Annotated in this window: 10 protein-coding genes; 2 read left to right on the top strand and 8 right to left on the bottom strand. The window is 26.4% G+C overall.

The window, feature by feature from the left end:
* Window positions 1-37: 37 nt before the first annotated feature.
* From ABDZ71_RS01465 to ABDZ71_RS01430, 8 genes are all read right to left on the bottom strand, one after another.
* Window positions 38-499 carry a DUF1847 domain-containing protein gene (locus tag ABDZ71_RS01465; RefSeq protein ID WP_343758116.1) on the bottom strand — a complete coding sequence of 154 codons (462 nt, stop codon included), beginning with the start codon at window positions 497-499 and terminating at the stop codon, window positions 38-40.
* 351 nt (window positions 500-850) lie between these two features.
* Window positions 851-1,402 carry a sugar O-acetyltransferase gene (locus ABDZ71_RS01460; RefSeq protein ID WP_343758115.1) on the bottom strand — a complete coding sequence of 184 codons (552 nt, stop codon included), beginning with the start codon at window positions 1,400-1,402 and terminating at the stop codon, window positions 851-853.
* Window positions 1,403-1,554: 152 nt separating this feature from the next.
* A complete protein-coding gene (locus ABDZ71_RS01455; RefSeq protein WP_343758113.1) occupies window positions 1,555-1,947 on the bottom strand; it encodes a hypothetical protein in 393 nt (130 codons plus the stop codon).
* A complete protein-coding gene (locus ABDZ71_RS01450) occupies window positions 1,886-2,134 on the bottom strand; it encodes a hypothetical protein (RefSeq protein WP_343758111.1) in 249 nt (82 codons plus the stop codon). The genes ABDZ71_RS01455 and ABDZ71_RS01450 overlap by 62 nt, the downstream gene beginning before the upstream one ends.
* A gap of 270 nt (window positions 2,135-2,404) precedes the next feature.
* Window positions 2,405-3,127, bottom strand: a complete 723-nt coding sequence (locus ABDZ71_RS01445; protein WP_343758109.1) for a nitroreductase family protein — start codon at window positions 3,125-3,127, stop codon at window positions 2,405-2,407.
* 549 nt (window positions 3,128-3,676) lie between these two features.
* A complete protein-coding gene (locus ABDZ71_RS01440; protein ID WP_343758107.1) occupies window positions 3,677-7,963 on the bottom strand; it encodes a hypothetical protein in 4,287 nt (1,428 codons plus the stop codon).
* A 131-nt stretch (window positions 7,964-8,094) separates the two neighbouring features.
* A complete protein-coding gene (locus ABDZ71_RS01435) occupies window positions 8,095-8,619 on the bottom strand; it encodes a hypothetical protein (protein ID WP_343758105.1) in 525 nt (174 codons plus the stop codon).
* Between the two features lie 974 nt (window positions 8,620-9,593).
* Window positions 9,594-10,406 carry a hypothetical protein gene (locus ABDZ71_RS01430; protein ID WP_343758103.1) on the bottom strand — a complete coding sequence of 271 codons (813 nt, stop codon included), beginning with the start codon at window positions 10,404-10,406 and terminating at the stop codon, window positions 9,594-9,596.
* A gap of 248 nt (window positions 10,407-10,654) precedes the next feature.
* Between ABDZ71_RS01430 and ABDZ71_RS01425 the strand changes: the two genes are divergently transcribed.
* Both ABDZ71_RS01425 and ABDZ71_RS01420 read left to right on the top strand, forming a co-directional pair.
* Entirely contained in the window at window positions 10,655-10,987 is a 333-nt protein-coding gene (locus ABDZ71_RS01425; RefSeq protein ID WP_343758101.1) for a PadR family transcriptional regulator, read from the top strand.
* A 1-nt stretch (window position 10,988) separates the two neighbouring features.
* Entirely contained in the window at window positions 10,989-11,762 is a 774-nt protein-coding gene (locus ABDZ71_RS01420; RefSeq protein WP_343758099.1) for a permease prefix domain 1-containing protein, read from the top strand.
* Window positions 11,763-11,930: the final 168 nt, after the last annotated feature.

Genomic DNA, 11,930 nt, shown 5'->3' with positions numbered 1-11,930 from the left:
TTTTATATTTTGTCCAAAAATTTTTATAATATTCTTTTTATAAATTATTAAATCCTTCAATTGTATTATGATTATTAGTTCTATCCTTTACAAATAATGTTGTAGTAGGTGCTTTTGATTTATTATTAAAAATAATATCATGTCCTAAACAAAGCCCCATAACTATATTAAAATCTGTATCATTTTCTTCAAGTATTTTTGCTTGTCCTGCCGGATTACAAGACAATCCCTTTCCTCCACTAACAAATTCTGAAGAAGGTATCTTACCACATCTACAATCAATTTTAATTACTTCAAAAGTATCTTTTAAATAATCTTCTAAAAGCTCAGCATATTTACTTACTGATACACAATATGCTATACCAATTTTTTTATATCCTGCTTGAATTGCAAATCTTTTTATTTCCTCAATTCTGCTTGCTCCTGTAGATTTGCATGTTTGAGCTAATTTCATAGTGTTTAAATCATCCCTATTATAAAGTCCAATATAACTGTCCAAATATTTCATCTCCATTTCTTTTTCACATATAAACTATCCTAAATGTTTGTTGTTCTTTTGTCAACTAAAACCAATTTAATAAACTTTAATTTTAGTTTTAATTTATATGTAAAAGGGATTTAAAACTAGCCTATCTTTACCATCCAAATTATTCTGCTAATTAAATAAACTAACTATAAAAAAGAAATTTATTATTTTATTTACCCAAATACAGTATATGCTTTCACTGTTAAAACATATACTGTATGTAAACGTTATTATTGATTTTTCGTAATTTTTTCTGTTTTTTTATAAAAATAGTTAATAACTTTAAAATACACAGATATTAAAAGGTTACCTAAAACATTAAAATTAAATACTTTTAATAACTTTACATGGATTTCCTAGGGCTATTACATTGTTAGGAATGTCTTTAGTTACAACACTACCGGCTCCTATAGTTACGTTATCGCCAATTTTAACTCCTGGGCATATTATTGTTCCACCGCCAACCCAAACATTGTTTCCTATACTAATTGGTTTAGAATATTCCTTACCAGCAAGCCTTTCTATAGGATTAGTTGGATGAGTTGCAGCATAAATTTGTACATTAGGAGCTAAAAGTACATTATCTCCTATTTTAACCTTATTGCAATCAAGTATAGTACATCCATAATTAGCATAAAAATTCTCACCTACTTCAATGTTATAACCATAATCACAATTAAAAGGTGATTCAATATGAACTGCTCCTTTAGCAATGATTAATTTTTTCAAGATTTCTTGTCTTTTCTCTCTTTCACTTGGCCTTATATTATTAAGATCAAAGTTTAAATCCTGGGCATATTCTCGTTCTTTAACTAATTCTTCATCACAGGCATTATAATAAACTCCAGTTAACATTTTTTCTTTTTCGCTTTTCATAAATCCAAAACCTTTCTTTATAGTATATTTAGTAAGTGTACTAGTTTTTAAAATACTATTATATATTATAGTTTAACTACCTTTTTTAATGTATTTTATATAATAATTTAATAATATTATTTAGTTATTACACAAAATTCAAATATACTTTTTTAGTTCTTCTTTTCATATTTCATAACAAATTTACTATTAGGTAAATAAAAAAGTTTATATTTATTCCCCTCTCTAGGCTTAAATTTCCAAGGATTATACTGATATTTTTTACCGTCTAAAATAAATGAATTAAATTGTCCTGATATATAAGTTTTTTCTACAGTGCCTTTATATACTAATATATTTTTATTGAAAGCATTATTTATATCTTTAATTTTTGGAAATGTATTTTGATAAAAAAGACTTAACCATAATGGAATTAATACAACTAATAATACTAAATATCGTTTTTTCTTATTTTTTAAAAATAATTTTAAAACATCTATTATTTTATACATAATTAAAGTAAAAAAAATTAACTCTGCAATCAAAGTTCCATAAAAGTAATTCATTAATGTCATAACCCTTTCTTTGAATACTACTAGATTTTAAGGTTTTATATTTATCATGTTTTTTATCATCAAAAAAATTAAGCATATCTCCTGCATTAAAAAACCTTATTATAGCCCCTAAAAAAGTTAAGAATCCACCTGCTAAAAAAGCAACCAAAATAATTCCTATTAAATTTGCTAATTTCATAATAGCTCTCCTTTTTTATGAGTTTTATATAAATTTTAATATAAATAATACCACAAGATTCTTTATTTTACAACATTTAGAAGATGATTTATTTAAGTTTAATACTTTCAATTTTAGTTATTATTTTAATTTTAGGTTTAATATTAAGTTTACATTTAATCTAATTTACATAATTATAATTATGTAAATTAATATAGAATACTTTTATTTTTTTCAAAAAAATCTATATTAAATTTTCATTTTCAAAACTTAATATAGATTATTAATCTACTAATATTTATTATTTTTATGAAACTTTCCTCCATTTCCAAAGTCAAACTTTCCATCTGCTTCAATTTCAAAATGTTTTTTAGCTATACCTAAATCAATCATATCAAATCTATAGTTATTTTCTATTTTTGCTTTCACATCTCCATTTTCATATGTAAAAATGGTTTTTTGAGAATTTAATGCACTTGGAGCTAATTCAACTGCTTTCATTCCTTCCATAAACCAACTTGGAGGTGTTTCTTTGCTTTCAAACCTCTTATTTATTGGTTTTCTTTTTATATGAGTTAGTGATCCTATAAGCTTTTCTTTAAATGATTTTCTGTTTTCAACAACTCCTACAGTTATAATACATTCAAGTTTTTCATCATTATCTATTTTATTAATATTTTTTTCATCAAAGGTTCCGCCTACCCAGCATGTTCCAAGATTAATATCTGTTATATTAAGAATTAGCTCTTCACCATAATATCCTACTTTTTCTTTTAGATTTTCATCATCTTTCTTACCTTTAAGTAAAATAATACTACGAACATTATTAAACATTCCATAAGTTTTAGAAAAAGACTGAAAAGCTTTGCTACCATCTTCTACATATATAATTGCTAATCCTGATTTTTTATTTATTTCTTTAATCCATTTTTGTATTTGATCTTTTTTCTCTTTGTCTATATATACATCTTTATAAGTTCTTCTTGAAACTCTTTTTATTATAGCTTCTTGCATATCCTTTATCTCCTTTCTTAGGATAATAAACTAAAACTACATTCAATTATAATTATGCGCAAAATACAAATATCATATAAATATTATATCAAAAAAGCACTAAAGCTTTTTTGTAAACTTATAATTTAGGCATATTAAAATAAATAATAAGTAAAAAATCATATAAATCTTTAATAAAAGCTATATATTTTACTGAAAAATTGAACTTTTAAGGATAGTATAAAGTTTAAAAAAGTTAAAATAAGTAGGTAAACTTGCTTTTCACACAAATTCACCTACTTATTTATACTTAAATTATTAGAATAATGTATACAATTAGTTTTAGTAATAATATGATTTTTTATGGATTTAAAAACGTTAATCCCTCTATCTAGACCCGAGATTTTCAAAAGCATATAAGACAAACATAAATTAACGTTTTAAATTTTTAGTTAAGCTTTATAAATAATAAGCTAATTACTTTAATCCTATTTCCAATTAAAGCCAAACTTTTATTATTAACATATTTTAAAATTTAATATAGTTATTTTATAAAATCATAAAAGTATATTAGCTAACAAGAAGATTTGATGGTGTTTCTAAATTATTTCCACTAAAAGCTTCTGTATATTGATTTTCTGTTGAATATGATAGAGAGGTTGATACTGGTGGTGCTGCTGCTATTTGTGATTCTTCTTCAAGTGGTAAGAACGGTGCTGAGTATTCTTCAAATGTCATACATTCACCTAATCTTGTTTCTACATCTGAAGGAGTTGATAAATAATAATCTCCAAAATTAAAACTTAAGTAATCTGCGCTATCTACTCCTTTTATTTTTATACAACCTTGGTCTGTAAGTAATGCTACAAAATCTTTTTCTTCACTTTTCAAGATATATACTGAAAGCATGTCATTTCCTGCACGACCTAAATCATCTTCAAATTTTATAACATCGCCTTCTTCATAATCTGCAATTACATCAGTTCCAAAATTATTTCCAAAACAGAATGTATCTTGTCCTTCATTTCCTTTTAGATAATCATTTCCTTCTCCACCATTTATCATATCATTTCCATTTTGGCCTTCAATATAATCATTCCCTATATCTCCATAGATTTGATCATTTCCTTTTCCACCCATAAGATAATCACTTCCCGAATCTCCATAAAGTTCATCAGCACTATCTTTTCCTATAATAACATCATTATCATCTTGTCCTCTTAGTATGGATCCATATTCTCCAGCTACAAGAATATCAACACCTTCGCCACCAAAGAGTTCATTATAAGATCCTTCTTTATTACTTCCATGGATTACATCATCTCCAGAATCTCCATAAAGTAAATTGTAATTTCCAGAACCTTTTATATAATCAGTTCCATCTCCTCCGTGAATTGTATTTCCTATTTTAGATTCTACGCTGTTTTTGAAGTTACCCCCTATTATAAAGTCATTTCCAGCTCCTGCTTCTATATTAGCAAATCCGTTTCCCTGAGAATCTTGTTTAAGGTCTGGAATAACTATTGTATCAGAATTTTCTGTACCTTTAACTGTATTTTCACAATCTATATTACCTGCAAAATAAAGTTTTTTACCTGTTACTCCTGAAAAATCAATATTGTTTGTTCTAGATTCAGTACCTACTATTCCTATTTGTTCTAAACTTTCATCATCTTCTAAAGTAATATCAGACCCGTCTTTTATAGTAACAGTATTATCTAAATCTTTTCCAAGTCTTATCTGTTCAAAATTATAAAAATCTAAGTCATAATTTTTACCATCACTATTTTCCCTATTATATTCTAAATAATTATCTCTTATTGAATATTCAAAATTGAAACCTTCTATACCCTCTTCTTTAACATTAGTTAAATCTAAAACATCGTTTCCTTCTCCACCATCTGCTAATACTCTAACTACACTATCTCCAGTTCCATCATTATAAACTCTTTCTACATTAGCTAATATAACATCATCATCCCCTGCTTTTGTTTCGATTTTAGGGAATATAATGTCTGATATAGTAGATATAACTCTGTTATTTATAGGGAGAAGTGTTGCATTTATAGTCCTATTATGATAAGAATACAACATTTTTTGGCTTTCTGGTAGACTACTAACTTCTTCCGGTGTTAAATCTCCAGGATTTGCTATTCTCTGTATACCGCTCATATCATCAACTACATCTATCCAACATTTAAATCTTGCATATCTAGGATCCTCTCTATAACTATAAATAGGATCTCTACCAACATTACAAGCTCCTGGAATACAACCACCACTTGTGTAACCTGATACATATCTCTCTCTATGTCTATGTTTAAATTCTGTACTAAACATTTGTAATTGATCATTACTATAAGATATTTGAGTAGAAGTATCTATAACTCTAGGATTTTCTACCTCATTTCCTTCTTGATCTGTTATAGTATTTCTTCCATTCCCATATCCTAAAGAAACAGTATCTAATACTTCTCTTCCATCTATGTTTTTCAAGTTAGCTCCTGCTGGCAGTACACTTACACCGGCTGCTGTTTCTAATTTATATGCACCGTCAACTTCTTCTCCTTTTACTTGTAAATTATCTTGGATACTTCGTACATCATACCCGGCCCTATGATATTGTTCATCTTTAAATAATTGATTTATTTGTTCTGGTGTAAGATAAGCTGTTAAAAATTGAGTGTGAGTAGTATGTGCATTTTCCTTTAAGAAATCATGGGCATTATTTAAATTATTTTGAAATTCTGAATCATTAATAATATATTCTTTCATCATATTATCAAAGTTGCCGTATCTTTCCATAAGTTCTTCTCTTTGTTCTCTTCTTATTTGATCATCATAAATTCCATGAAAAAAGTTAATAATAGGTGTAGCATCTAATGATGATATTTTATGGAAAGAATCATATATATCTTCATCTATATCATTGTCTGCATTATCTTTAAGATGTTGATACATAATTGCTTGTTCCACAGCATTTATATTAGGCATTAAAGGACCTCCAAAAGAAAGAGCAAAATCACCTACGGCTTTTAAAACTTCTTCTTTACTCGAATTTGGTCCTAAATCACATAAGCTTCCTATAGATGCAACTGCACAACCTATTCCACCTACTATAGTTCCAACTATTTCACCAACAGGACCTGCAAAAGATATAGCGTCTCCTATTACACATAAACCAGCGCCTACTACATTCATTATTTTACTAGCATCTGGATTAGAACCTTCGTCACTTAAATCTTGAGCAGCTTGAGCTAGCCAAGCTACATCTGCTATTAAACTTAAAGCCCCTGCAGCTTTTCCTATTCTTCCTGATGCAGTATTACTACCACCAGTAGAACCTCCTCCTGGGAGATTAGGCATAGACTGACTATGTGTTAGATGTGGTCTTGTTCCTCCTGTAGAAGTACTTCCACCACTAGGTATGGAATTTCCACCAAGATTTGTCATAGATTGACTATGTGTTAAAGGTGGCCTTTTTTGAAATACTCTTGTTAAAACTTCATCTGGTGTATTCATAAAATTATCTCTATTTATTCCTGAAGTAGTAGAAACTCTTCCTAAATCTGCATCAACAAGAACATTAGTAGTTGGTTTTGATGGTCTAGGATTTAAAGTAGATGGTGTAGTGTATGATTCAGATAATCTTTTAAAGAAACTTTCTCCATTTTCGCCAGGGGTAACAGCAACCTGTGCCCATCCTAATACAATCTTACCAGCAGATACTATGACTCTAGTACCATCACTTACAAGAAGCATAATTTCATCAGTATCTAATCCATCTTCCGCTTGTTTTCTTGCTCTATAAATTACATTTCCTATCATAGCAAGTCCTGCTGTATCTCCTATCCATTTAGAATAAAGTCCTGGAACATTACTTATAGGACGATTAGAAGCTATAGCTCCTATTTGAAGACCTCCACTAATAGATCCACTAATAAGTGCTGCAAGTCCAATTCTTTCTCTACCAGTTAAATGATTTATTTCAGTCATTTGATCTTCAGTTAAATCTAAATTATCAAAAATCATTTGAGCCTGGTCTTGTAATTCTTGTTCATCTTCTTGTGCTAAAGTAACTTTCCCTTCAAAAATCTGTGATTCAATATTTTGTTCTGCTTGACTTACTAAAGCATCAAACTTAGAATATTGTTCTACGTTTAAAAAATCATATATTTCTTGTCTTCTTTGTCTTAAAAATTCTCTTTCTAACTCTCTATCTAATCTTTCATTTAATGCTCTTCTCTCTTCTATTAATCTTTCTTCTTCTGAAGTTAATTTTAAAATAAATGTTCTTGATACTATTTGTTCTTTTTCCTGAGAATTAAGGATTCCATAGGGATCATAGACTTGTACTGATTCTCTATCTGGATAAATTTCTCTTGGTTCCATATAAAGTTGCTCTATTTTATCTTCAATACCTGGAAGTTCTCTTTCATAATCATATATTGCATCCACATGTCTTTCATATAATACTTTGCCATCATCTGTTGACCAATAATCTTTTTCATGTGCTCCTAAATCTCTTTTTCTATTTTCTATTTCCTCTATTAATGTATCACGTCTTTCTCTTAAAGATTGTAATTCATCATAATTTGGATTTAAATTTCTTTCTCTCAATTCATCATAAGCTTCCATTTGTCTTTGGTTAGATGCTTGAATCTGATTAGAAGCTTCATTTCTTAATCTCCACTCTCTTAATTCTCTTTCTGCATTCATTACCTGTGTTAGTGTTACATGGTGTCCTTCATATAAAGCTCTTAAATTTTCAACTTTTTCTATTAATACTTGTTCTGGATCTTTGTTTCTGTTTTGCTCTTGTAGTTCACGTATTCTTCTTATTTCTTCTGCTGTCATAAAAAATATCCCCCTCTTTTGTTAGTTCAATGATGTTTTAATATTTATTTAAAATAGTTTGATTATCAAACTATTTTATTCAAATCAAGTCACTAAAGATATCTTACTAATCTAAAGCAATAATTATTAATCTATTTATATTCTATATTAGCCTCTGATCTTAGTTTTTTTATAAATTCCCCTTGTTTTAAACCTAATTTCATTTTTTCAAGCAAATTTCTTACATAAGCTCTTAATTTTTCTTCACAATATGTTTCTTTTTCTGTTTCATTTATATCTTTAAGTTTTTCGTTTACAACACTTTTAAATTGACTTACTAAACTAGGATCCTTTTTCAAATATTCATCAATTTCATCTTCTGAAACTTTTGTTTCTCCACTTGAAACTATTCTATCTAATTCTTCTTGAATAACTATTTTTGCAAGAGTCTCTTTTTCAAGATATTTCATTGCAATTTTAAATTCTTCATCTTCGTGTATTTTATTTTTTTTAGCATATTGAACTAAAAGTTCTGTTGCTATTACCCCTTCTATAAATTCTTTCTTTTGAACTTTAGGGTTTATTTTTTTGTTTGGTTTAGTATTTTCTATTATGTACTCAAGTTCTCTCTCTTTTATTTCTTCGTCATTTATCTTTACTACTATTTTATCTTTCATTTTTCACTTCTCCTTTTTATATATAATTTGTTATAACCTACTAAAAATCGTGTTTTTAATAAAAGTAACTAGTAATATCCTGATTTATGTATTGTATACAATAAAAAATGTAGTACAAGACACTTACTTTATTAAATTGAAATTCATAATTTTTATATGATTTTTCTTAATAAGTTACAACATATAATAAACTTATATAATTAAATTTATCCTTAAATTTTAAATTCATATCTTTACTTTTCTAAAAATAGTATACATATGTAAATACACCTTATGATAAAATAATTAGTCCTTTAACATTAGATTAAAGAAACTAGCAAAAGTTATATACTTATAAAGTTAGACTACAGTTTTATAAGTTTATTATTAATTAGTTATATATTTCCCATTATATTAAATAATATTGAATAAAAGATATTATGTCTGTGATTTTAAAATTATGCTTAGAGATGATTACAAATTTACTCTGTTAAAAAAGAATAGTATTTTATAGTTAATAATGCTCAAACTATCTCCTTGAAGTCAATAAATTATCTTGTATAAAACCTATTTAAATAATAACATGTAATATTGTTAATTTTTATTATTATTTTTCCTTGTTACCCATTTTAACACATTTTATCCATATGAACTGTTAATTATATGTTAAATATGAAAAAGAAGCCATCAAGTCTTTTAATCTTAAAGTTTCTAACATTTACGATGTTTTATAGCTTTTTACATCTTTCTTTAAATATAAAAAGTTTAAATTTTTTTAACATTTTAAATATTGATTTATTATAAAAATTATTATTTACTACAACCTATCCATTAAACAAAAATAACCCTTTAAAATATATATAGGTGAAAAAATCCTCTATAATACTTTAAAGGGTATACTTCATTATACATCTAGTGTTTAATTTTATTTTCAAGTGACATTCTTTATCTTTTAATGAATAAATTCATAACAAAGCATTTAAGAAATCTGGAATTTAATAAACATTTCTAGATTTTACAAGTGCTAATATTTTACTTATCAAATAAGTTAAAACTGAAAATATTAAAGTTATTGAGAATAAAGCAAATATTATCTGATTATAGTATATTACAAATCGTAAATAAGCTACTATTTTTAAATTTAAAGAGTATATTACTATATTAACCATAAATATAACTGCAAATATAAACTTTAGCCCTTCAATTTGATTTTTCATATCAACTAAACTTAATGCAATATGTGCAGACAAACTAATAGCTATAAATAAGAATATCCAAAAATTTACTGATTTTATGTTTTCCATATTAAATATGTACTTATAAATACTAAAAGAATTACTTAAAAATTTCTCTAAAGAAATAGTTTCTGGATTTATATTTTTCAAATAATTTACAAACAATTTAAATGATTTTGGAATGAAAAAATACATTGAAGTTAATAAAACAATTAAACCGCTAAACAAAGGCCCCATTGCTATAAAAAAGTTACCTATTCTTTGATATATACTTGATCTATTAAAAGAATGCTGAACATATCCTAAGTAACCATTTTTACCAGATGTATTAAGCAAGCATACTTTATTTACTCTATGATTAAATATTAAACACATTAGCATATGACCAATTTCATGAACCGGTGTACCTATTACAGCAGTCATTAAAACTCCATTCCATCCAAAAGCTCTTTGCATGTTTTTATTTATTTTCTTTTCTAAAAACCCCAGTATTATACCTATACCTATAAATATTCCTAAAAAATAAAGTATTTGTATTATAGACATTTTTAAACTCAAAATTATAATACTCATAATATAAGTCATCTCCCTAAAATAAATGCTGTTCTATTGTAATTAATTTCTGCATCATATAAATTATATAAAATAAACTTAAAGCTATATTAAATTATATTAAAAATTAATAATATGTTAACCCTATATTTAAAACTATCCACTGCTAAATTTTTCAAATTTTTCTATTGACTTATATAGATTATCGATATACAATTGAATTAACCAATATATGTATAGATTACCTATATATGAAAGAGGTGAAATAAATGGCTACTGATAAGAATTTATATTCTGGGAATATGAGTATGCTTATACTAAAATTATTACAGAAGAAAGATATGTATGGTTATGAAATGATTGAAACATTACAAATTATGTCTAATGATATGTTTCAGTTTAAAGCAGGTACCTTGTACCCTCTACTTCACGGTTTAGTTAAGCAAAAATATTTAACATCTTATGAAAAAGAAATTAAAGGCAAAAGACGCAAATACTATTCTTTGACGGCTGAAGGGAATAAGTTACTAGAAGATAAAAAATCTTTATGGCAAAAGTATGCTAAAACTATGGCCTCTGTGCTAGAAATAGAGGTACAGTAATATGATGGAAGCTGAATATTTAAAAATTTTGAGTAAAAGTATATCTAATAGAAAAATGAGAAAGGAGATTTGTATGGAAATTAAAGATCACATTACCGATCAAAAGGAAGCCTATCTAAAGATGGGATATTCTAAAGATGAAGCAGAAAAAGCTGCTGTTAAAGACATGGGAGATCCAAAAACTGCTGGAAAGATGTTAGATTCTGTGCACCCTCCAACTATTGATTGGTTTCACATTGTTATGCTCATTTTATGCACAATAGGATTACAAATTCTAAAAATTTTATTTGAGAAATTTAATGATATGAGTCTTATGGCTATAGCTCCAATCGATATCTTAAGAATATTAGGTATATTTGCATCAATATATGGATTCATATGGCTAGGAATTGAAAAATATTCAGATCTTCCTTTCTTTTATGGAAGAAGTCAAAGAGGAGGTTCAAACGCAAATGGTACCTTTATCTTGGCATTAGGAATTATAATGATATCACATTCTTTCATTCAAACTATAATATTACTATGTATTCTTACCCCACTTGTAGCTATTGAAAGAAAATTTATTGAAAATAAAAGAATAAAAAAAGAAGAACAATTTTTATTGAAAAGTGGGGTAGCTTCTAAAGACTTTAACTATAAAGGTAAAGCTTTTATTGGAGATAGAGAAAAAACTGTATACTCTAAAAATGGTATAATAAAAAAAGGTGATCCTTTAACCATTGTTGCTATAAAAGGTTTTGATATGATAGTTGAAAAAGATACTGTTTCTAAATAAATATCTATCGTAAAAGAATTTCTTACTAATAAATTCTAATCTCATAATTTTATATTAACCTTTTTATTAAATTTTTAGTAATTAGTATTTAATATTTATTAGTAAAATTCTAACTTAATATAAATATACTTTTAAAAGAGCTTTCCATAATAATTTTAATCATAGAAA

The sequence above is a fragment of the Clostridium oceanicum genome, from assembly GCF_039521385.1.
GTDB classification, from domain to species: domain Bacteria; phylum Bacillota; class Clostridia; order Clostridiales; family Clostridiaceae; genus Clostridium_F; species Clostridium_F oceanicum.
Note: the sequence above shows the minus strand (reverse complement) of the source record. Positions and strands in the feature narration are given on the sequence as shown.

What these genes read in the sequence shown, in the direction of transcription:
- ABDZ71_RS01450 (WP_343758111.1), bottom strand. Translation starts at nt 2,134, where the DNA reads ATGAAATTAGCAAATTTAATAGGAATTATTTTGGTTGCTTTTTTAGCA.
- ABDZ71_RS01430 (WP_343758103.1), bottom strand. Translation starts at nt 10,406, where the DNA reads ATGAGTATTATAATTTTGAGTTTAAAAATGTCTATAATACAAATACTT.
- ABDZ71_RS01455 (WP_343758113.1), bottom strand. Translation starts at nt 1,947, where the DNA reads ATGAATTACTTTTATGGAACTTTGATTGCAGAGTTAATTTTTTTTACT.
- ABDZ71_RS01425 (WP_343758101.1), top strand. Translation starts at nt 10,655, where the DNA reads ATGGCTACTGATAAGAATTTATATTCTGGGAATATGAGTATGCTTATA.
- ABDZ71_RS01435 (WP_343758105.1), bottom strand. Translation starts at nt 8,619, where the DNA reads ATGAAAGATAAAATAGTAGTAAAGATAAATGACGAAGAAATAAAAGAG.
- ABDZ71_RS01440 (WP_343758107.1), bottom strand. Translation starts at nt 7,963, where the DNA reads ATGACAGCAGAAGAAATAAGAAGAATACGTGAACTACAAGAGCAAAAC.
- ABDZ71_RS01445 (WP_343758109.1), bottom strand. Translation starts at nt 3,127, where the DNA reads ATGCAAGAAGCTATAATAAAAAGAGTTTCAAGAAGAACTTATAAAGAT.
- ABDZ71_RS01460 (WP_343758115.1), bottom strand. Translation starts at nt 1,402, where the DNA reads ATGAAAAGCGAAAAAGAAAAAATGTTAACTGGAGTTTATTATAATGCC.
- ABDZ71_RS01420 (WP_343758099.1), top strand. Translation starts at nt 10,989, where the DNA reads ATGATGGAAGCTGAATATTTAAAAATTTTGAGTAAAAGTATATCTAAT.